Below are 21988 nucleotides of genomic sequence, written 5' to 3' on the forward strand. Positions count from 1 at the left end.
CCCTTGATTTTCTTTCATTTTGATAACAATTCTTCATGCAAGGGCTCCTTCGAATTTATCGCGTCTAATCAAGAAGTGAATTTTGCAAAAGGCTCAATCGATAAAAAGCAGGACAAAACCCGTTAAGCACGAATTAAGCCACTTTGACCAAGTCAGTATGGATTGGGTGCAAGGGATTATAAACCCACAGCTTACAAGTTGTATTGGAGTATAATTGAGCAGGGCGACTTAAAGGCGGATGAGCCGTTGCCCTCCATTCGTCAGCTTGCCGATTCGTTGCAAGTGAGCCGCAATACAACCTTAATGGCATATGAGCAGCTGGTCGCGGAAGGGTATATTCGGGGAGAGGGCCGAAAAGGGTATTTTGTCAATGAGTTAGAACCGCTTTTCTATCCAGAGGCGCGCAGTTCTGCGCATAACCAGCATACAGAAGCGGTACAGCCTGTTCGGATTGATTTCCGCGCGGATGTCGTCGATCAAGCGCATTTTCCGCTAAAGACGTGGCGGCGGATCTCCAATCAAGTCCTGACGGAAAAGGACAGCTTTCGCTACGGGGAACCGTTCGGCGAATTGTGCCTGCGCGAGCAAATCGCGGCATATCTCCTCCAGTCTCGCGGGGTGAGAACCGATCCAGAAGCGATCATTATCGGCAGCAGTACCCAACAAATGCTGGTCTATCTTGGGCTTGTTCTGAAACATGAATTTTCCCGCATCATCGTGGAGGACCCTGGTTATGACGGCGCCAGGGAAGCTTTTCATTTGAACGGTTTTTCGCTGGAAACGTTGCCTGTTTATGAGACAGGGGCTGACTTTTCACAGTTGGAACAGCTGAATGCGCGACTCATTTATGTGGCGCCGTCCCATCACAGTCCATACGGGGTAAGCATGTCCATTCAACAAAGGCATGCGCTGATCCATTGGGCAAACCGGATGCAAGGATATATTATCGAAGACGATTACGACAGTGAATTTCGCTATACCCAACAGCCATTTCCCGCGCTCGCTTCTATCGATGCGACGAGAGTGATTTATCTCGGCAATTTCTCCAAGTGCTTTCTTCCGGGAATTCGTCTCTGCTACATGGTGTTGCCCCAGCCGCTGCTAAACGGTTATAAACAGCGATTTGCCCAATTCGAGAGTGCGACCTCATTGCTTAGCCAATTCGCCATGGCAAAATTTATGGAAGAAGGGGAATGGAATCGCCATATCAAACGCATGCGGCTAGTTTATAAGCGAAAAATGCAGCTGTTCGTTGTGGAATTAAGGAAGCATTTCCAGCGAGATCTATCAATCATCGGCGAGCAGTCCGGTTTGTACTTGCTGGTTAAAGCACATTGGGAGCGTACAGAAGAATGGCTGATTCAACAAGCTGCCAGCCACGGGGTGAAAGTCTATCCGACCTCGCCGTTCTTCGTGAAAAACAAACCGGATCAAGCAATCATCAAACTAGGTTTCAGCAATTTGTCAATGGAGGAAATCCGGCTTGGGGTAAAGCTGCTAAAAAAGGCATGGTTGTAACCGGCATTAGCCCCCCTTCGACAGTCCGCAAAGAAATCTTATGGAGAGGTTTTCTCGCGTTGCAAGATTCGTGATCCCGTTATCTGGATACGCAGCTTACAGGCAATACAAAACGGCCATAGTTCCAGGGAGTTCTGGTCTAAGGCCGATTTTTTTATGTTCGAACTCACAAGCGGCGTACCTACAACTTGCTTTTTCTCAAAAAATGCAGCTGCCACCGAAGAAAACAAAGCCCGAGTGGGTAAACCGGAACCGAATACAGCAAAGACCAGCCCTTAAAAGTTATGTAGTTCGTCTTTAACGATAACCACTCGACTAGAGATGAAAAGCCGGTGACTGGCAGTAAATACAACAAGAAAAGCGACAGGCGTTTGGGCATAAAGTTGAGAAATATAATCCCAAATGGCGGGCCAATCGTTGCCTGAAAAACCAGATCATGAAAGGTGATTTTTGACGTTCCTGTAAAATCATATAGATCAAATAAATGTCCCAAGATTAGATCGATTGTTAAATTTACATACGCCATGACAAACCAGGTAATGTATACCTCTTGTTTGGACAACCGTTTCGGCATAAATATGACGACGAGGATCGCGATTACGGAAATGATCAAAGCGAATAACAGATAAACCACCTCGTCCATATGATTGCCTATTGAAAACTGTGTAATACAGTGGAAGGGAGCAAGCAAAACAAGCGAAGCGCATGTCGTGAAAGTGAGCGGATAATGCAGGAAAGTGTTGGGGAAATTAGGAAGGAGATCAAGCTGCAGGAGAAAATCTTCAATGCCACATCAAAAGTTCCAGTCAGCTAACATCAAACCTCGCTATTCCAAAGGGAAAATATCGTCTTTCGGGATTAATTCTGTATATCCGCGCCCCCCATGGGTTACGGCTTGGTGGTCCGCTTGTTTTCCGGGGTTTGGCCACATGTATATCGGGAAGTACCTGCATGGTTTTATTCTGATTCTGTGGGAACTTGTCGTCAATAATTTGGCCAATCTAAACTTGGGGATTGCTTTATCGTTTCATGGCAGATTCGCGGAGGCAAAGGCGCAAATCAACCAGGACTGGGCGCTGCTATATATTGCGGTCTATGTATATTGCATCTGGGACAGTTATCGCTGCGCAGTAGAGATCAAAAAGAATCACCTGCTCGCTGAAATCGAAGATGCGCCTGTCAAACCTTCAGATATCAGCTTTTTAGACATTGTTACGCTTGATAAAAAAAATTCCTGGGTCGGTATGCTCTGGTCCGCTTTTTCACCGGGTTTGGGCCAATTATATGGAGGCAGCACGGTTGTGGGCACATTCGTTTTGGCATGGTGGATCGCGATTTGCTATAAGGCTGTGGCAGTTCGTACCTTGCTCTATTCGTTCCTTGGGGATTTTAAAAGCGCAACGGCAATTGTCGACTGGCAGTGGTTTCTTTTTCTGCCTTCGATGTACTGTTTTGCGGTTTACCAGGCTTATGTATCGGTCACGGAAAACAACACTTTATACGATATTGAACAGATTCGTTTTCTTAGAGTGAGGGCTGAAAACTTGGGACACCGAAACGCAATCGAAACCAATACTGTACAAATCCTCGCCACATTCGATCATTCACCTTTTGTCGAGATGGCGATCCATGACATAGAGAAACTGGGAGTGCCAGCGCAGAATATTGTTGCACTGCCTCTGGAGAATCTGGACTCGCAAATCCATATCATTGACACGATTCATCGGGTAGACGGCAGAAGCATCCTGGATGGAGCGATGATGGGCGGAACTATATTTGCGGTTTTGGGAGCGATCTACGGCTTCGTTTTGTACTGGGGCCCCATCATCTGGGGGTTGATTGGTTTGGCAGGAGGTTTCCTATTGGGGTTGATCATCGAAATAGCGCTGAAAAAAAGGAAAAAACTGCGCATATTCACGAGCCGTCGCAGTGAGGTCATTATCGAGGTAACCTGCCAAGCTTCTCTTCAAAACCAGCTGATTGCTGTTTTGAAATCACGCAATGCAGACGGCTTCGTGATTATGCCCCAACGACCGTCATAAGGTGACTTCTGAATGGATCAGGAGTGAAAATAGAGACTGGAGATGAAGTGAACATGGAACGACAAGTACGATCTGGGATCATGACGCCTGTCAGAGGTTTGATGACCCGGGAAGAACGGCTCAATCCCTTTCCTTTTTTCCGACACATGCGTGAGACTTCCCCTGTGCGCTATGATCATGACCGCGATTCATGGGATGTCTTCCGGTATGAAGATGTCTACCGTGTGCTGTCCGATCATGAGACGTTTTCATCGAACCGCGATGCCCTTCATCCGGGTAAGGCGGAAAGCGCCAGCCTGATCGACATGGACCCGCCGCAACATACAAAATACCGCAATATAGTCAGCCGCGCTTTTACCCCGAAACGTGTGGCAGATTTGGCGCCGCGGATTGAGCAGATAACCGCTGAATTGCTGGACAAGATTGCCGGCAAGGGAGAAGCCCAGCTAATCAAAGATGTGGCCGGCCCGCTTCCCGTCATCGTCATCGCAGAAATTCTCGGCATTCCGGCAAAAGATCGTCATTTGTTCAAAGAGTGGTCGGACAAACTGGTCGAGTCGGCCGCTGTGCAAAACACGGAAGCGGATCAAGCTTTGATGATGGAAAAAAACCGTGTGAGTCAAGAGCTTTACGCCTATTTCACAGAGCAACTCGCCGCGCGCCGCGCCAACCCTGGCGATGATCTGCTAAGCGTTTTGCTCGCTGCGGAAGTGGAAGGGGAGCGATTGAATGAACAGCAGCTGCTGTCGTTTTGCCTGCTGTTGCTGGTAGCGGGCAACGAAACGACCACCAATCTGATCACCAACGCGATCCGTGCCTTTGCGGAGCAGCCAGAGCTGCAAACGAGACTGCGCGAAAATCCTGGCCTGATGCCGGGCGCGGTGGAAGAAGCGTTGCGCTATTATTCGCCTGTCGCCTCGATTCCCAGCCGTTTTGCCACGAAAGAAGCGGAACTGGGCGGGCAACTGATCAAAAAAGGCGACCAAGTCGTCGCATGGGTTGGTTCCGCAAATCGCGATGAAGCGAAGTTCCCCCATCCTGATCAATTCATTGTTGACCGCAAACCGAACAACCATCTGGCATTTGGCTGGGGCCCTCACTTCTGTCTTGGAGCGCCGCTTGCTCGCCTGGAGGGCCAAATCGCTTTGCAAGCGATCCTCAAGCGTCTGGCAAACATTCGCCTTCAGGCGGGCAGCGAATTGCAGCCGGTCACCTCGACCGTGGTCTTTGCGGTGCAAGAATTGCCTATCGCATTCGAGACAATCTAAGCGAGCAGTATCGTTCCTCAACAAAACAATCGCGCGCTGGGGGCAAAGCCGGGAAAGTACCGTCCAGTGCTTCTTTCGGAATCAATTGCCAGCCAAGAACGCCTCCGTTCGTTGAAAAACGGAGGCGTTTCTTTCGTCGTCGTTATTCTTGCGGTAGTTGCAAAACTTCAGATTCAAATCTGCTTGCCAATCGCAAACCAGGCGATCAGGCGCTGATTGATTTGTTCTTCGCTAAGGTCTGCAAACAGCTGTGCCTCTGTCACCATGTCATACAGGCGTTCCATCGGTTCCCGTCCGTCCGCCTTTTTGGCTTTGGCGTCGTTTTTGAGCAGTTGCCATGTCTCAGTGACAAAGGCGCGGCGGTCGATTTCCTGCTTGCGGAAGAAGAAGACAAGACGTTCGACATCCTCCAGGAAATCCCGGCCAAAACGGCTCTCCAGATCGCCGCGAAGCAAAGCGATTTCCGCTTCGTACATCGGCCGTTCCTTGCCCTTTTCCTTGCCGATCCACGGTGTTTCCAAAATCAGCGGCAAGTGGCGGATTTTCTCGTGATTGACGATGTACTGCATCGCGTCATAGCCGATCATCCCGGCACCGATCGGAGCGTGGCGGTCTTTTCGCGTGCCCAGCAAGCTTTTGCTGTCGTTGAGGTGAACAACCGCCAGTCGATCCAGTCCGATGATGCGGTCGAACTGTTCGATGACCCCGTCAAAATCGTTGACAATATCGTAGCCGGCATCGTGGATATGGCAAGTATCCATGCAGACGACCAGCCGGCGGTTGTCTTCCACTTTTTCCATGATCGCGGCGATTTCCTCGAAGCTGCGCCCGACTTCCGAGCCTTTGCCGGCCATTGTCTCCAGAGCAATATTCACATTGGTGTCTTTTACTCCATGTAACACTTCGTTCAACCCTTCGGCGATCCGGTTGATGCCGTATTCCGCATCTTTGTCGGTAAAGGCGCCTGGGTGCAGCACGATGTTTTTGACCCCGATATAGTCGGTGCGACGAATTTCCTCCTGCAAAAATCGGACAGCCAGTTCGTATGTATCGTCCTTGTAGGAGCCAAGATTGATGATGTATGGCGCATGCACGACGATCTCGACGATGCCGTGCTTGTCCATCAACGCTTTGCCTTCCTCGATAAATTGGTCTTCAATCGGTTTGCGCCGCGTATTTTGCGGAGCTCCCGTATAAATCATCATCGCGCTTGAGCCGTAAGTAGCGGCTTCCTCAGCTGCGTTGAGCAGTCCTTTGCCGGAAAAAGATACGTGTGATCCAATTTTCAGCATGGGGCGTTGACCTCCTTGTTTTCCACGTTCCTTCTATAATGAAGCTTGCCGGAGGGAATTTCAAGAGCCGGCAGTGATACCATATCCGACGATGCGGTAGGTATGTTCTTCTTGTGATCTTTATAGATCGTGCGGGCAAAGCGAGGGGATCAGCCAAATCTCCTAGATCCATGTTCTCACTTCCTTAGATTTCCGCTATATGCCATTTTCTGTTTATTCCAATCATAAAATGCTTCATTAGCAAAAATAAACCACCCATTAGGTGTCTGGAGAAATTAAATACAGTCAACCGGCAGGGAGACGGCAACCAAACTCCGCGTTAATGAGTCGAGCGCATGAACCAACGCTGGCCTTGTCCTCAACTTCCTGTCTTCAACCGCAACCACAAAATGCTCTTTTCCATTGGGGTTCTTTTTGTCTGTTGGCAACAAACTGAGCTTGAAGGTGGAGAAGCAATTATGAGTGTGAGACGATTATTTTCGGCGCGCAATCGCGCGCAAGTGTTTACGGAGATGAAAACGCAACAACTCGATTTGCTGGTGATCGGCGGCGGCATTACCGGGGCTGGCATCGCGCTCGACGCCAGTTTGCGCGGTTTGTCGGTCGGCCTGGTCGAACGCAACGATTTCGGATCGGGGACGAGCAGCCGCTCAACCAAGCTGATTCACGGCGGCTTGCGCTATTTAAAGCAGGGGGATGTCAAACTGGTTCCGGAGGTTGGCCGCGAGCGGGCGATCCTGTATCAAAATGCGCCGCACCTCGTCATCGCAGCCCCGATGCTGCTGCCGATCTATCGCGGCGGAACTTACGGCTATCTGGCCACTTCAATTGGCCTGTACGTTTATGACTGGCTGGCCGGCGTCAAACGGGCAGAGCGGAGAAAAATGCTTGGAACGCAGGAAACGCTGCAGCGGGAACCGTTGCTTAAAAAGGCAGGGCTGAAAGGTTCCGGTTATTATTACGAGTACCGCACAGACGATGCGCGGCTGACGCTCGATATTATGAAGACGGCCTGGAATCAGGGGGCGCAGATCGTCAACTACGCGCAGATGGAAAGCTTTCTGTATCAGGGCAACAAGGTCGTGGGCATTACGGTCACGGATCGGCTGTCCGGCGAAGTCCACGAATTATACGCCAGGCATATCGTCAATGCGGCCGGCCCGTGGGTCGATGGAATTCGCGCGAAAGACGGTTCGCTCCAAGGAAAACGGCTGTTTTTAACCAAAGGTGTGCATCTCGTCGTCGCCAGGGAGAAACTGCCGGTAAAACAGTCCGCTTATTTCGATACGCCGGATGGCCGGATGGTTTTTGTCATTCCGCGCGGCTCGGTGACGTATCTGGGCACGACCGACACTGCCTACAAGCTGGATATCGATCAGCCTCGCACCACCCAAGAGGATCGCGACTACTTGCTGCGTGCGGTGAACGCGATGTTTCCGGAAGCAAAACTCGCTCCGGCGGACGTATTGTCTCACTGGGCCGGCCTGCGTCCGCTCATCTATGAAGAAGGCAAGGGACCTTCCGAGCTGTCGCGAAAAGATGAAATGTTTATCTCCGCTTCCGGCTTGATCACGATCGCGGGCGGCAAGCTGACCGGCTTTCGCAAAATGGCGGAAAAAGTCGTCAATCTGGTGGCGGCTCAATTGGCGCCAAAAACAGGCCAGCGCGCCAAAGGCTGCATGACCGACCAGATCGTCATCAGCGGCGGGGAGCGGCTGGGACATGTCGCTTATGAGGATTGCAAGCGAGATCTGCTGAAGCGAGGGCTGGCGTTGGGCGTAGATGAGGAAACCGCCCGCGAGTGGATCGAAACGTACGGGACGAACACGCTGAAAATTTATGAACGTCTAAAGGTTAGACAGGCAGGCAGTCAGCCGGTGGCGGCGGAGCAGTTGCTGCGGGCACAGCTACTTTATTCCATTGAGGAAGAGATGACAGTCAGCGCGGCGGATTTTCTCCGGCTGCGAACAGGCTGGACGTATTTCCAGGTGAATAAGGCAAAAGCGAAAATGGACGACGTCATCCGGCTGATGGCGGATTTGCTTGGCTGGAACAAATCCGAGATCGAGCGGCAGCGGACCGAGGCGCAAAACTTGCTGGCGATGATCTATCAGCTGCCGGCGAGTGAGCAAGAGATCGGTTGAGGGGATTTTTTGGTTTCCGGGCAAGACAATTGTCTGGACGGACATGAGATCATTGTTCGAAAACAAGCCTGGTAATTTTGGCGTATCGCATGAGAAAGAGGACTGAAAAAACAACTCGGAAGCAAGCCTGGTTGATCCCTGGGCCGCCTTCGAGTTGTTTTTCTTTTAAGCAAATTCTGAAAACAGGTTTAACTATGCCTCAAACCGGCTATAGTTATGGTAATATGCCTCAGTTTAAAGCATCACCGCAAAATGAATCGGAGAAATGTCCATTTTATGTATAAAATGACAATCATTCTGACGATAACATGAATGGAGTATAGGACAAAGCTTGTAGTGCGAAAATCCAATGGCAAATCGGGCAAGGATTGCCGCATTCTTATTTTCAAATAGCAAATGAGCATGGGAAAAAAACGATCATTCTTCAATCGGAGGAAGCCGCATGAAACTGACTATTGGAAAGAAGTTAATCATCGGATTTTTGACAGTCGCGATTGTTTCGGCAATTGTAAGCGCTGTCTCGCTAACCAGCTTGAAAACCGTAAACAGCTCTTATTCCGACTTGGTGGACAGAAGGGCAGCGATGCTGGTAAATGCGAAGGAAATACAGTTGAATGCCACACAGCTGAACTCCTATTTGCGAGACTATTTGCTTACGCAAAATTCGGAAGCGATCAAACAGATGGAAGGTATATCCAACCGTTTGGCGCAGTTGGTGCAGTCGAACTTGGGGATGGTCTACAATCAGCAGGACAAGGATTTGCTCGGAAAAATCGATCGGCTGCGCAATGCCTTCAATTCATCGAAAAACCAGCTGGAATCGCAAAATATTGAGCAAGCGATGAGCCTTGCCACCACTTCCTTGCTCCCGCTCTCTCAAGAAATTATCAACATAGCGGACCAACTGAGCACCCGGCAACAAGATCTGATGAGCCAAGGATCGCAAGCGAACACGGCTTTAGTCGACAGAATCAACATGCTGGTGCTGGTTCTCAGCGCAGTCGCCTTTGTCGCCGCAATCGGCATAGGGTATTTTGTCTCCCGCATGCTTTCCAAACCGGTCATCTCCATCGCTGCCGCAGCGGAAGCAATCGCGGCAGGCAATTTGACGATCGGCCAGTTGCAGGTGAAAAACAAAGATGAGATTGGCGACTTGGCTCGTTCGTTTGAACGGATGAAAACAAACTTGCTGCACTTGATTCAGCAGGTCGGGATGAGTGCGGATCAGGTGGCGGCATCAGCCGAACAGTTGACCGCAAGCGCCTCCCAAACGAGTCTCGCTACCGAACAAATTGCCTCGACAATCCAGGAAGTGGCTTCCGGCGCGGAACAGCAAGCTTCCAGCGTCGAGCAAGGCGAACAGCTGGTGAGTCAAATCGTGGAAGGCATTCGCCGGATGGCTGCCAATGCAGAGCGTGTATCTGCCACCTCGGTTGAAACGTCCTTGGTGGCAAGTCAAGGACAGCAAGCAGTCCAGACGGCCAATGACCAGATGGATTCGATTAACAACACTGTCAATCATTTAAGTGTGACCATAAAAGAATTGGGCGATCGTTCAGAGGAAATTGGTCACATCGTACAGGTGATCACCGAAATTTCTGCGCAAATCAATTTGTTGGCGTTAAACGCGGCGATTGAGGCAGCAAGAGCGGGCGAACATGGGAAAGGCTTTGCCGTTGTCGCCGAAGAAGTACGAAAACTCGCGGAGCAATCTGCACAATCCGCCAAACAAATCAACGAGCGAATCGTCAGTATCCAAGCGCAAACAAGCAAAGCCGTCGATTCGATGGATCATGTAAAAAGCGAAGTAAACACCGGGATGGACATCGTCACGGAGGCGGCGTCTGCTTTCAAAGAGATCCGGCGCTCCGTGGAAGATGTAGTGGTGCAGATTCAGGAGGTAACGGCCGAAGCCCAGCAAATGGTCACTTCGATGGAAGAAGTCACCCGCAGTATTCACAGCATAGGCGAAGTGGCTAAAACCACGGCAGCCAATACGCAAAATGTCTCCGCGTCCGCCGAAGAGCAGCTGGCGGCGATGGAAGAAATTTCATCCTCGGCTTCCGCCCTCTCCACGATGTCGGAAGAACTGCAGCACCAGATTGCCCAATTCAAGGTGTAAGCAGGAAACGAAGAAACTGCCCAAGAATTAAGGCTTTGCATGAATACTGGAAGAACACCCCCATTAAAATGAGCGGCAGTCCGGGACGCCTTTTCGTCCAAACTGCCGCTGTTTTTTTGAAAGACAAGACAGGCGGCAACTTCTTCTGTCATCTTTTTTTGTTTTGGTGTATGGTAGCATTAGCAACGAGGAAGTTCGTGAACGTAATTGAGGAGGTTCAATGCCATGCAATTGCTGATGGGCTGTGAAACCGTTAATCCGGTGTACGGCAGGACCAATAATCCATGGAATATCGAGCGGACACCTGGAGGGAGCTCGGGAGGGGAAGGGGCGGCAGTTGCGGCTTTATTTGCGCCGATTGGCATCGGCTCGGATATTGGCGGAAGTGTCCAAAGAACCATTCGAATTTCAAGCGATACGATATGCTGCCAATTATGCAAAAATTCAAAGTGTTGCTGAGCTCGTGAGTAAATTATTTTCGCCCTACATTGAACGGTATCGAAATGAATACGATGCATCAGATTTAACTCCAACCGAGCGAGCAACCAGAATTATTACTGAATTTCTGGAGAAGAACAATTCGGATAAAACCTTTAATAAAAAACAACGTATCATTCTGATCGCTGCCGATTTTGACGAGCAAACCTTGTCGGCCTGCGCATGGCTGGTTCATAATCATGTTGATATTAGTTGCTTACAGATCCAACCGATGAAAGTAGAAAACCAACTCTTTTTACATGTGAATCGCCTCTTGCCTGTACAAAAACTTGACGATTATTTTGTCGAAGTTGCTGATACTGGTAAGTCGTTAGCCAAAGTCGACGGGGAACTCAAGATTAACCGTACCTATCTGCCTCGGATGGATAAACTGTTCGAATGGGGAATAATTCAACAGGGCGATATACTGTCGATAAAAGGTTATAAAGATTCGGAAGCAACCGCCATTAATCCCAAAAACATTGAGTATAAAGGTCAAAAGTTAAGTTACAACCAGTGGGGACAACGGGTAACAGGGTGGTCCTCCATTTGCATTTATCAATGGGCAATATCCCAAAGACATGGTGAATTATTGGATACTTTACGAAAAGAAAGGCTTCTTCAAGACATGAACGAAAATGAAGGGGCAAAAGGAGAACCGTAAAAAAGTCTCCTTTTTGTTATCATTAGGATCTAACTGCAGTTTGTTGAGCTGATTTCACAGAAATGCTGTGAAGGCAGTAGGGTAATTCGGCTAAACCTCAGCGCGATATGGCGCACTTTTTGGAAAAAGACGCAGCTGTAATGACGAGCTGCGTCTTTTTTTGTCTTGCTTTCGCTGCTTTCGCAGGAACAAGAATAATCTGGTAGTAAATGCCTGAACATGTTATAATTTACATTCCCATTGTAAGTTTTTCTTTTCGTTCACTGACAGATCGCCGTATGCGATGAAAGTCGCCTGTACGGTGAAGGCTCGGTATAACCCTTTAACGGATAAAACGAGCATAGCGGACAGCAATTCGCAGTAAATCAAATAGACAGCATCGTTCAAAATGGAGATGCCCGTTCGATCGATGTAACATTAATTAATACTGCAATCGGCAGTAATCTAGCAGAAGCAGAAAACCTGGAAGTGTACCAATATGCAATATCCGTTGCAGCAGATCAAGCTTTTCGTACCTCCCAAGATGTAGCGGACATGGTTCAGAAAGTCAATACGATGGTAACGGAAATAACGACCGGAGTCAGCATACGGGGCGGGCAACTGAGCTATACGCTAGAGATTACAACGGTTCCAGCCAACTCCCAATATTTCATAGTTACTGCGGATGATAGTGCTGATGATGTAACAAAGGTACAACTCTATCAATACATGAAATCGATTGAAAATCAGAGTAATACCTATTTCCCGTAGCAGTTGATCGGTTTACTTATCCTTTTTCCAGTGCTTCTACTATAACAATCTTTGCAATTTTTTTAGATTCCAATAAAAAAGTGATTGGTTATACCCGTGCGGATGATGTTGGCGTTACCGAATAAACAGACTGGATTGTCGTCGGCAGTTTTCAAGATGGGGATAATTCCTCCGATGACACCAAGATAGTATTTCAAGGCAACTAAGAGGATACTATGTTCAGTATATGAGCATGTATCCTCTTTTTTTATACATAGTAGATTTAATTACTAGATCTAAAAGAAAAAATCAGAAGTTAGGAGAGGAAAACAAAAAATTTAGGGAACAATTGAAAGTTGCTTATGTAAACTTTATAAGAAGTTATGGGGGAGACACACCGGTTCTCCCCTTTCTGTTGCTTTAGTATAAAGGTTGATTGTGTTCCTTGACGATTACGCCCGATTGTTGAACATCACATTATTCTATTCAAGGGGAGGACTTCCGTTTATGTGATAAAAACAGGAAAGATTTATTTGGATGAAACAGCAAATTTAGTCACTGGTTCAGACGGTACTTTTTCTCGTGTACGTCCATTGCTAACTTCAACAGATATTTCTTATTCAGGTTTGACGATGATGGAATCCGTGCTGTTTCGTGAAAGGGCAAATACAAATCCACAGCAAATTATATAAATATTAAAATTAATTTTAGAAAAGCAAACTATTACTAAAAAATTATGGTAAGATGGAAAGAGTTTCTTTAAAATTTTTAAGAAACAAACTTATGTGTTTTTCTGAAACGGCGAAAACAAAACGGGAGGACAACCAATGAACCGCAAACGACTCTTTTCGCTGTTAACCGGCACGGCGATGCTTTTGGCCATCATGGCACCCCATGTCACGGCCGGAGCGGAATCTTCTATTTTTTCTTCGCAAAATCGTGTAGCCCTGCAAAGCACCCCCTTCGCCATTGGGGACAACTGGAAATTAAATACAAAATTTAGTTCCTATGCGCCGGCTGACATGATTTATACGGGTAACCAATATGTTGGTGTTGGCGACCACGGCACCATCATCAAATCAACGGATGGCATCAACTGGCAAGCGACCTCCAAATTTGCCGATTACCACTTGAGCGCGATCGGCTGGAGCGGCCAACAATATGTCGTCTTTGGCGCGGCGCGTGGGTTTTCCTCGGAAGCCCGCAATGCACCGTCAGAAGCTTTTGTCTCCACCGATTCGCTTACATGGACAAAGGTGGACTTTCCTTTTGATGAACATATTCGTGGCGTCGTTTGGAACAACGGTACGTTTGTTGCTGTCAGTCCAACATCGGTTTTTCTATCCGCTGATGGACAAGACTGGACTCAATATCCGTTGCCGGAAGTTTGGTCAGCTGGAGGATGGGGCGGCATTGTCTGTCAAAATAACCGGTTGTTTATCGGAACTCCCGACTCGTCCCGCCTGATGACCTCGCAGGATGGCCAGCATTGGATACCAATCGATGGACATGTGCAATTAAACAATCTCGCTTGGTTCGGCGGCCAATACATAGGGGTAGGCAACGGGCTCTATACGTCTGCCGATGGCGTCAACTGGAAAAAACAATCGGCGCATGCTGCGGCCCATCTAACGACGATTGCCGCCAATGGCGCGAGGGTGACGGCGATTGGCTGGCTGAATGACGGCAAGCGGATCTCCTTGACTTCCACAGACGGAAAACAGTGGGTTCAGCACGACTTGTCCAATCTCGTAACAGGCATCAACATCTTGCTGCCGGCCAACGGCGGATTTGTCGGAACAGGCTCCCCTGATGACAACAGCTTTCCTGTCAGTACATATGCTTACTACACGAAAGATGGCGCCAATTGGTCCACCAAACTAATCGGAACAACCGGAGAATTCGGCGGAGTTGCCACGAACGGCAAACGAACGGTGGCGGTTGGCCTGTACGGGGCGATTGTCTATACGGATAATGGCTTGGATTGGCAGTCCAGTTTTCCGCTTGGCATGCGGCCGAACTTGTTTAATATCGCCTGGGGGAACAACAAATTTGTGGCCGTGGGCAACTATGGCGCCTTTTATTCCGCCGATGGGGTCTACTGGTCCAAAGCTTCCGTTCCTTATAAAAGCAAATTTGGCGATTTGCGCAATATTGTTTGGACCGGAAAGATTTTTGTTGCGACTGATCAAGTCAGCGGGGTGTATGTTTCCCGTGACGGGGTGAAATGGACGGCGGTGCCAAACATCAGTATGGTCGGGTCTGCCAGCAATTGGCTGCAATCGATGGTTTGGGACGGGAAAAGAATTGTGGCCGCCGTGCAAACGTATAACCAAAACACCTTAACTTCCAACAAAATCATGCAATCAAGCGATGGGGTGCATTGGACCAATGCGCAGCAGCTGGTGCCGCCGAGTGAATACCGACACGACTTGCAGATCGCTTACAACGGTGCGTCATATGTCGCGATCAGCCAATATAATCCGGAAAAAGCCTGGGTGTCGGGCGATGGAAACAAATGGACGGAAGTGCGCACAAATTTGAGCTACCCAAATGACTCGCTCGAGTTTGTGAAATCTTTTGACGGTTATTTCGTTGCTTACAATGAGTCGATGTCGTCGGATGGCAGCGAGAAGGCTCATTATGAACGCTTTTACATTTCGCAAGACGGCAAAAATTGGACGGAACTCCCTTTGCCGCCAAGGCACCCTGCCTTTGACGTCCATGTCGATGAAGGCATCAAAAATATCATCAAGGCCAACAACCAATATATCGCTGTCGGTTCTTTTGGCCAAATCATCAGTATTCCCCGGCTGCCCATAGGGCCGGTGGAAAACCGCTAAAACCAATAGATTGCCGTGGAAACAGGCTGTCGAGCAAATCGACAGCCGTTTTTTATTGGCTCTGTTAAGAAGCATCCGCTAACGGTTGACAACGCCGCGGAATGCGAAACGCGGAATGCCAGAAGAAGAAGTGAACAGAAGAGGGAGCACCTAGACGCGTTCCAGCGGGCGATGCGGTTTTGGAGGAAGTTCGACCAGGATCGCATCGCCTATTCGCACCTCGCCTGACTCCAGCACAATGCCCATGATTCCGGCCTTGCGGATGAGATTGCCTTGTTCGTCCCGGTCCAATACTGCCGCCATCAAGCCTGGCTGAAACAGGTTTAATTGGTTGCAAGGATTGCGCAGGCCCGTTACTTCGATCACGGCGGTGGCGCCCAAGTGCAGCCGTGCGCCGGTTGGCAGTTGGAGCAGGTCGATTCCGGCGGTTGTAATATTTTCGCCCATTTGCCCTGCGGATACGTTGTAGCCCTTTGTTTGCAATTCTTCATGCAATTCCGAATGGATCAGGTGCACTTGCCGCAGATTCGGCTGACTCGGATCTTGCGCGACGCGGGAACGGTGTTTCACCGTCACCCCAAGGTGGGCATCTCCCTCCACACCCAACCCTGCGAGCAGACGGATCGAGTCATGGTTTTGCTTGCTGAACGAATGGGTGGCGCTGCGGCTTACAGCCAGGACGACGCCGGTTTGCTGTCTCATCGGATAACCATCTCCTTGTTGGAAACCTCAACTGCTCCTGTCGCAAACAACACGGTACGAGTCTTCGTGTATCTTTTCTTGGGGGGCTTCCAGATTATGGATCAACTATAGCATAGCAAGGTGAAATCGTCGATCGGCGGCCGGAATGGTTCGGCCATCGTTCATAACGGAGTACATCGAGAAGCGCGAACCGAGATGATGAGGTTCGAAATTCTTCCACAGGAGAGAGAATCGTTAGCAGACAGGAGGCGTCGTCTAAGTGAAAATAGCGAGCCCTTTGTGGCTGGAAAAAACAACCTGTGTTAGGATAGAGCTATTATGTTTGGAGAGAGGTGTCCCATGAAAAATCAAATGGAAACATTCCCGGGTTCAAGGCATTTCCGGTTGAAACAGGTGACGGATGGCGTTTATGCTGCCATCGCGGTTCCTGGTACAGGCTCTTTGGCGAATGCGGCCATCATTGATCTCGGAGATTCAACCGTTGTCGTAGATACTTTCATGTCGATCGAAGCTGCGAAGGATTTGCAGACAGCCGCCAGAGGCCTGACCGGCAAACCGGTTTCCTATGTAATCAATACGCACTGGCACAGTGACCATACGAGCGGAAATCAGGTGTTTTCCCCGCAAGCGCAAATCATTTCGACCACGGCGGCACGTGAAATCATGGCTACTGTTGGCAAAAACAGGGTGATTCAACAGTTGTCCAACCTGGAAACGCTGAATCAGGCGATCGCCGAGCTGGAGGAGAGAAGCAAGCAGGAAACGAACGCCAAGTTAAAAGAGGAAATGTTATGGGAACTCGCCAGTGAGCGGGAATATATAAGGATGCTCCCCGATTTCGCATACACGCTGCCAACGATTACCTTTGAGCAACAGATGAGTATTTGCGGCAGTGACCGGTCTGTCCAACTCATTACATACGGCGGCGGTCATACGCAAAGCGATGCCTTCGTATACCTGCCGGAAGAAAAAACGGCCATTATGGGCGATTTGGTACTCTCGAAGCATCATCCCGTATTGACACATGCAAATCCGCAGGCGTGGCTGCACATTTTGGAGCAGGTCGAATTGCTAGCTATCGAAACGATCGTTCCAGGGCATGGCGAGATTTGCTCCATGCGGGAACTTTACGAAGTGAAACAATATTTAAACGACATTCATGCATTGGTGGCAAAAGCCGTACGAACCCATACAGGCATCGAGGAACTCTCCGTGCCGAAAGCTTACGAAGACTGGCATTTTACGACGTATTTTCAATCAAACCTGAAAAGAGTCGAGCAGTTGCTCGCTGAAGCGGCAGGCGAGCAATGACGCCCTTTCCATGCGTTGTTCGTTGACATCTTCCTGAAGCAAAAAGAAAAGCCAAAGATATAAGCAGGGGGATGAGAAACATGAAAAAACAAGCGGAATCATCAGGGGAGCGTTTTTCGTTCCACAGTTGGAAAACTGGGGGATGAAGACGTTCCTTTCTTTATTTTAAGCGGGAGCGGATCTCGTCCAGTTTCTTTTCGAGCTTGTCCAGCTTGCGGTTATAGTGCTGATACGTTCGATAACCGATGTAAGCCTGGATGAGAAAGAACAGCACGCCAGCGATCGTAATCAGCAAATAGTCGTGCGAAAGATTGTAGAGAGTAGCATTCAATTTTTTCCATGCATGATCCATCGTCACTGCTCCTTCTGGTGGCATCTAGGGTTATTTTGCCAAAAGCGAAATCAATTCATTCCGCGAGCTGCTTGCCGCAAAAGACCATTACGGACAAGCGATTGTTTCGGAAAAGGGGGGTTAGCCGCTGTTACTATAAGTCTGGATAACGTGCAGCCCGCCCAAGGCGTTAGCGGGTTGCGCGTTTTTTTGTATGTAAGAGGAGAAACACCATGCTTTCGACAAATGTTACAATATTTCGAATATTGACAACAGACAAGGCTTCTTGGTACGATTTACAAAGAAACGAGTTAATTAACTCACTATACGAGTAGAGGTGTTGCCGATGAAGCTGTAGCGATTGGCTTGATTTGATGTTGGTACTTTTGCCGAAACCCGTCTTTATTTTGGAGGCGCAAGATGAAACTGTTGGGAATCTCGGGAACTCTGGTAGGAACGAAAACGAAAACGATTGTACAAAACGTGCTTGATCACGTAAATATGGTTGCGCCGGAAATCCAAACGGAATGTATGGATTTGCGTGACTATCGGCTTGAATTCTGTGATGGACGCGATCCGCAAGCTTATACGGAAGATACCAAAAAAGCGATTGAGCTGATCAATCACGCTGACTTTTATGTGATTGGCACTCCGGTTTTTCAATCCTCTCTTAGCGGAGCTCTAAAAAATTTGCTGGACTTGGTGCCACCGGCATCTTTTAGACAGAAGGTAGTCGGTTTAGTGGCGACTGGTGGAACGTATCAGCATTATTTGGTCATCGAAAATCAACTGAAGCCGATTTTTGGCTATTTTCGGTCCATTGTGGCGCCGAGCTATGTTTACGCTCATTCCAGTCATTTTAATCAACGGAACGACTTGGTGGACGAAGAGGTTTGCCAGCGGGTCGCTCAATTAGCCGAGGAGTTAATCTGGATGCAACAATCATTGCAGCGTCCTTCCGACATCGTCGGCTGAACTCAGGCAAGTACTTCCTTTAGAATGGAGCGGCCAACGTTTTGAAAGCGTTTTCATTAATTTTGATGGCAGACATCTGTGAAGACCGCTTTTTCGTATTTACCGCCATGCAATGAAGCGTTTTGGACTTCACCTATATCACTTATAGGAAAGGTAGAATGAGTCCCCATGAATAATAGGATAAACGTATCTGACTGGATCGACCAGAAAAAGCTGAGCGGGTTCCAAGTGTGCACGATTGTCCTGTGTGCATTGGTAGCGCTGTTGGATGGATTCGACACCATCGTCATTTCCTATGTCGCACCTGAGATCGCCAGGATTTGGGAGATTGATATCACGACATTTGGACCGGTGTTTGCCACGGGGTTGTTTGGACTGATGCTGGGTGCCTTAATCTTTGGGCCGCTTGCTGACAAGATCGGCCGGAAAAGCGTGATTGTCGCTTCCACCTTTATTTTTGGAGTTTGCTCACTTTTGACCGTGCTTGCGGACAATATGTCGCAATTGATCCTGTTTCGCCTGTTGACCGGTTTAGGCCTTGGCGGCGCTCTGCCGAACATTATCGCCCTTACGGCGGAATACTCACCGCGCAGAGTCCGCAGCACGATGGTTTCCCTGATGTTTATTGGCGTACCGGCGGGGAGTTTGCTTGGCGGTATCATTACCGCTCGGATGATTGCCTCAATGGGCTGGGAATCGGTATTTTACCTGGGGGGGACGATTCCGCTCATGCTTGCAGTCTTGCTCATCTTTGCTTTGCCAGAATCTATTCGGTTTTACGTCGCTACAGGAAAGCACGCAGGCAAAGTAGGGGCAATCCTAAACAAAATTGACCCAGCGGCAGCATTTGACGCCACGGTTGAGTTTCATCTGTCTGAACAGAAGGCAGATGGATTCACAGTGAAGCACTTGTTTGCGGCGAATCGTACGCGAAATACACTGCTGCTCTGGGTTGTGTTTTTTATGAATCTGCTCGTTATGTATTTTTTGCTCAACTGGATGCCAACCGTCTTAAAAGCGGCGGGATTCCCGATTGAAAAGGCGATCATTGCTTCTTCGATGATGCAAGGCGGCGGAATACTCGGGGGAATCTTGGCTTCACGAATCGGAGACCGCGGCAATCTGCGGAAGGTGCTTTTCGGCTTCTACTGTTTGGCGGCCATCTCCGTCGCAACGATCGGTTTTGTCAGCAATCTGGCCGGCTTGATGATCGTTATCCTGATTGCCGGGTTCTCGGTCATTGGAGCGCAATTTATTATTAATGGTCTGGCGGCAAGTATTTATCCAACAAGCATTCGATCCACAGGCGTAGGCTGGGCTTTAGGGATCGGCAGAATCGGCTCGATCATCGGTCCGATAATCGGCGGAATGATTCTTTCGCTAAAATGGTCAACCTCCAGCATTTACCTCGTCGGGGCATTTCCGGCCATTCTCGCCGCAATTGCTGTTGTGTTGATGTCCATTCGGAATCAACCCGACATCCCTGCAGGGCAGAAGAAAGATCCGTTAGACATCAATGCCTAAAGGTCACGCTTTGACAAACCAAATGATTTCATGGCTAAAGGAGATGGAACAATGAGCATATTGTCCGTGAAAGAGGAATTTATCGACGTTGGGGGAAGCAAAGTCCATTTGTACCGTTCGGGAAATGGGGAGCCGCTTCTTTGGCTGCATGGTGCCAATGGCCCGCAGTGGGGGGCGTGCATGGATACGCTGGCATCTTCCTACGAGGTGATCGTACCCGATCATCCCGGATTTGGTCAGTCAGAACTTCCGGGATGGATGGACAAAATCGATGATATCGCCTTTCATTATCGCGACCTGCTTGACAAACTCGGGATTGAACGCGCCTACATATGCGGAAGTTCACTTGGAGGCTGGATTGGCTTGCAATTTGCCTTAACGCATGCGCACCGAGTCAAAAAATTGGTTGTTTCCAATGCTGCCGGCATTAACATTCCGGGAAAAGACAGCCTCAATACGTTCCACTTGCCAATCCAACAAGTAGTCGAAAAATGCTATTACGATAAATCATTGGTGCCGAAACTGCCATCCATCGAGCAGCTTCCGGTTGAAGTGTTTAAAAATCGGGCCATGTTTGCCCGCTTAACGTGGGAACAAGGATATGACGCCAAACTGCTGCATCGCCTGCAAGGGCTGCGAGTCCCTACGCTGATCGTTTGGGGCAGAAATGACGAATTGATCCCGGTTGAGCATGGGGGAAAATTGCAGCAGGCAATTCCGGATTCGAGATTGTTGATCATTGAACAGTGCGGCCATTTGCCATATATGGAGAAGACCAAAGAGTTTACCGAAATGCTGTTCAACTTTTTACGATAACAAACAAGGGAGAGATACGATGGTACAAGTATTTGCTTTTCATCTCATGCCTTATGGAAAAATGCCGGAAGATTTCAACGAACGCTACGACAGCTCTTGGGTCACCTATTCGAATGCCAATTATGATCCCGAATATGGAAACCAGCTGTATCACAACTATCTGGATCAACTTGAATTTTGCGAACAGATGGGATTCGACGGAATCGGGGTCAATGAGCATCATCAAACCCCATATGGCTTGATGCCGTCGCCAAATGTAATGGCTGCGACGTTGGCGCGTCGAACGCAAAAAGTGAAAATAGCGATACTGGGCAACGCAATCTCTCTGCGTGATCATCCGCAGCGCGTCGCGGAAGAGGTCGCGATTCTGGATGTGATTACGAAGGGAAGAATCATTTCCGGTTTTGTCAGGGGCATTGGCGCGGAGTATCACAGCTTTCAATTGGACCCAACAAAATCAAAGGAACGGTTTTTTGAAGCGCATGACCTGATCATCCAAGCTTGGACACAAGATGGACCTACTTCCTACTACGGGCAACATTACCAATTTCCTTATGTAAATTCTTGGCCGAGACCTTATCAAAAACCGCATCCGCCGATTTGGTGTCCCTCGCAAGGAAGCAAAGACACAATCCGCTTTGCTGCGCAAAATCGCTATCCGTATTTGCAGACATTCAGTTCAATCCCAAGTGTAAAGTCATCGTTGGATTACTATCGCCAATGTGCGGAGGAATTTGGCTATACAGCGCCGCCCGAACAGTTGGGCTGGTCGACATTCATCTACTGTGCGGAAACAGATGCACAGGCACATGAAGAAGCGGAAGAACACGCGATGTTTTTCTTTAATAAACTGTTTGTCATGCCAAAAGAGTTCTTTTTCCCGCCTGGCTATATTCCGCCGCAAGCGCAACAAAAAACGTTGCAATCGAAAGCGGGCTTGGGGCAGCCTGGTTTCTTCACCTATCAGGAACTGACCGAAAAAGGCTATATGATCGTCGGCTCACCGAAAAGTGTCAGGGAGCAGCTCAGGGAATACCATAAGCAGCTCGGCTTTGGCCTGTTGAACATCAACATTCATTTTGGCGACATGCCGCATGATCGAGCAATGAAAAATATTGAGCTGCTCGGCAAGGAAGTGATCCCGTCGTTGAAAACGATCACAGTCCATTAAAAAAGCTTGAGAAAAAATAATGACAATTCACATAAGCAACACGCCTTATGTGAATTGTC

The 21988-nt window shown here is 48.8% G+C and carries 16 protein-coding genes and 1 pseudogene; 14 read left to right on the forward strand and 3 right to left on the reverse strand.

All coding sequences use genetic code 11. From position 1 onward, the window contains the following. Positions 1-198 precede the first annotated feature (198 nt). The 3 genes from pdxR (at position 199) to JOD01_RS03395 (ending at position 4828) form a co-directional block, all read left to right on the forward strand. Complete coding sequence (gene pdxR, locus JOD01_RS03385) at positions 199-1518, forward strand: MocR-like pyridoxine biosynthesis transcription factor PdxR (protein WP_420829068.1); 1320 nt, start codon at positions 199-201, stop codon at positions 1516-1518. 929 nt (positions 1519-2447) lie between these two features. Then, positions 2448-3560 (forward strand): hypothetical protein, encoded by a 1113-nt coding sequence (locus JOD01_RS03390; protein WP_239565185.1) that lies wholly within the window; start codon positions 2448-2450, stop codon positions 3558-3560. A 53-nt stretch (positions 3561-3613) separates the two neighbouring features. Next, positions 3614-4828 (forward strand): cytochrome P450, encoded by a 1215-nt coding sequence (locus JOD01_RS03395; RefSeq protein WP_204516842.1) that lies wholly within the window; start codon positions 3614-3616, stop codon positions 4826-4828. A gap of 173 nt (positions 4829-5001) precedes the next feature. Here the strand turns inward: JOD01_RS03395 and JOD01_RS03400 are convergent, their stop codons facing one another. Further along, positions 5002-6120, reverse strand: coding sequence for a deoxyribonuclease IV (locus JOD01_RS03400; RefSeq protein WP_204516843.1), 1119 nt, complete (start codon positions 6118-6120; stop codon positions 5002-5004). A gap of 458 nt (positions 6121-6578) precedes the next feature. On the opposite strand from JOD01_RS03400, the gene JOD01_RS03405 reads away from it, so the two are divergent. The 6 genes and pseudogenes from JOD01_RS03405 to JOD01_RS03430 all read left to right on the forward strand — a co-directional run bounded on the left by JOD01_RS03405 (position 6579) and on the right by JOD01_RS03430 (position 15099). Further along, positions 6579-8264 (forward strand): glycerol-3-phosphate dehydrogenase/oxidase, encoded by a 1686-nt coding sequence (locus JOD01_RS03405; RefSeq protein ID WP_204516844.1) that lies wholly within the window; start codon positions 6579-6581, stop codon positions 8262-8264. Between the two features lie 442 nt (positions 8265-8706). Further along, positions 8707-10386: a methyl-accepting chemotaxis protein gene (locus tag JOD01_RS03410; protein ID WP_204516845.1), complete on the forward strand. Its 1680-nt coding sequence runs from the start codon at positions 8707-8709 to the stop codon at positions 10384-10386. A 237-nt stretch (positions 10387-10623) separates the two neighbouring features. Beyond that, a pseudogene (locus JOD01_RS20025) lies at positions 10624-10716 on the forward strand (amidase family protein); the annotation flags it as partial. 7 nt (positions 10717-10723) lie between these two features. Next, positions 10724-11527 carry a hypothetical protein gene (locus JOD01_RS03420; protein ID WP_239565240.1) on the forward strand — a complete coding sequence of 268 codons (804 nt, stop codon included), beginning with the start codon at positions 10724-10726 and terminating at the stop codon, positions 11525-11527. 1238 nt (positions 11528-12765) lie between these two features. Then, entirely contained in the window at positions 12766-12948 is a 183-nt protein-coding gene (locus tag JOD01_RS03425; RefSeq protein ID WP_204516848.1) for a hypothetical protein, read from the forward strand. Positions 12949-13083: 135 nt separating this feature from the next. Beyond that, on the forward strand, positions 13084-15099 hold the full coding sequence (locus JOD01_RS03430) for a beta propeller repeat protein (RefSeq protein WP_204516849.1): 2016 nt from the start codon (positions 13084-13086) through the stop codon (positions 15097-15099). A 150-nt stretch (positions 15100-15249) separates the two neighbouring features. Here the strand turns inward: JOD01_RS03430 and JOD01_RS03435 are convergent, their stop codons facing one another. After that, positions 15250-15801, reverse strand: a complete 552-nt coding sequence (locus tag JOD01_RS03435; protein WP_204516850.1) for an MOSC domain-containing protein — start codon at positions 15799-15801, stop codon at positions 15250-15252. 339 nt (positions 15802-16140) lie between these two features. On the opposite strand from JOD01_RS03435, the gene JOD01_RS03440 reads away from it, so the two are divergent. Beyond that, positions 16141-17112 carry an MBL fold metallo-hydrolase gene (locus JOD01_RS03440; protein WP_204516851.1) on the forward strand — a complete coding sequence of 324 codons (972 nt, stop codon included), beginning with the start codon at positions 16141-16143 and terminating at the stop codon, positions 17110-17112. A gap of 160 nt (positions 17113-17272) precedes the next feature. On the opposite strand, the gene JOD01_RS03445 is transcribed toward JOD01_RS03440, so the two are convergent. Next, entirely contained in the window at positions 17273-17464 is a 192-nt protein-coding gene (locus JOD01_RS03445) for a hypothetical protein (RefSeq protein WP_204516852.1), read from the reverse strand. 399 nt (positions 17465-17863) lie between these two features. On the opposite strand from JOD01_RS03445, the gene JOD01_RS03450 reads away from it, so the two are divergent. The 4 genes from JOD01_RS03450 (at position 17864) to JOD01_RS03465 (ending at position 21929) form a co-directional block, all read left to right on the forward strand. Further along, entirely contained in the window at positions 17864-18418 is a 555-nt protein-coding gene (locus JOD01_RS03450) for an NADPH-dependent FMN reductase (protein ID WP_204516853.1), read from the forward strand. 168 nt (positions 18419-18586) lie between these two features. Continuing rightward, a complete protein-coding gene (locus JOD01_RS03455) occupies positions 18587-19942 on the forward strand; it encodes an MFS transporter (protein ID WP_204516854.1) in 1356 nt (451 codons plus the stop codon). A gap of 51 nt (positions 19943-19993) precedes the next feature. Further along, entirely contained in the window at positions 19994-20758 is a 765-nt protein-coding gene (locus tag JOD01_RS03460) for an alpha/beta fold hydrolase (protein WP_204516855.1), read from the forward strand. Between the two features lie 19 nt (positions 20759-20777). Beyond that, positions 20778-21929 (forward strand): LLM class flavin-dependent oxidoreductase, encoded by a 1152-nt coding sequence (locus tag JOD01_RS03465; RefSeq protein WP_204516856.1) that lies wholly within the window; start codon positions 20778-20780, stop codon positions 21927-21929. The last annotated feature ends 59 nt before the right edge of the window (positions 21930-21988 follow it).

Source organism: Brevibacillus fulvus, assembly GCF_016908525.1.
In the GTDB taxonomy this organism is placed as follows: Bacteria; Bacillota; Bacilli; order Brevibacillales; family Brevibacillaceae; genus Brevibacillus_G; species Brevibacillus_G fulvus.

Coding starts and splice junctions, on each gene's coding strand:
- JOD01_RS03390 (WP_239565185.1), top strand. CDS start 2,448: ATGTATATCGGGAAGTACCTGCATGGTTTTATTCTGATTCTGTGGGAA.
- JOD01_RS03395 (WP_204516842.1), top strand. CDS start 3,614: ATGGAACGACAAGTACGATCTGGGATCATGACGCCTGTCAGAGGTTTG.
- JOD01_RS03400 (WP_204516843.1), bottom strand. CDS start 6,120: ATGCTGAAAATTGGATCACACGTATCTTTTTCCGGCAAAGGACTGCTC.
- JOD01_RS03405 (WP_204516844.1), top strand. CDS start 6,579: ATGAGTGTGAGACGATTATTTTCGGCGCGCAATCGCGCGCAAGTGTTT.
- JOD01_RS03410 (WP_204516845.1), top strand. CDS start 8,707: ATGAAACTGACTATTGGAAAGAAGTTAATCATCGGATTTTTGACAGTC.
- JOD01_RS03430 (WP_204516849.1), top strand. CDS start 13,084: ATGAACCGCAAACGACTCTTTTCGCTGTTAACCGGCACGGCGATGCTT.
- JOD01_RS03435 (WP_204516850.1), bottom strand. CDS start 15,801: ATGAGACAGCAAACCGGCGTCGTCCTGGCTGTAAGCCGCAGCGCCACC.
- JOD01_RS03440 (WP_204516851.1), top strand. CDS start 16,141: ATGAAAAATCAAATGGAAACATTCCCGGGTTCAAGGCATTTCCGGTTG.
- JOD01_RS03445 (WP_204516852.1), bottom strand. CDS start 17,464: ATGGATCATGCATGGAAAAAATTGAATGCTACTCTCTACAATCTTTCG.
- JOD01_RS03450 (WP_204516853.1), top strand. CDS start 17,864: ATGAAACTGTTGGGAATCTCGGGAACTCTGGTAGGAACGAAAACGAAA.
- JOD01_RS03455 (WP_204516854.1), top strand. CDS start 18,587: ATGAATAATAGGATAAACGTATCTGACTGGATCGACCAGAAAAAGCTG.
- JOD01_RS03460 (WP_204516855.1), top strand. CDS start 19,994: ATGAGCATATTGTCCGTGAAAGAGGAATTTATCGACGTTGGGGGAAGC.
- JOD01_RS03465 (WP_204516856.1), top strand. CDS start 20,778: ATGGTACAAGTATTTGCTTTTCATCTCATGCCTTATGGAAAAATGCCG.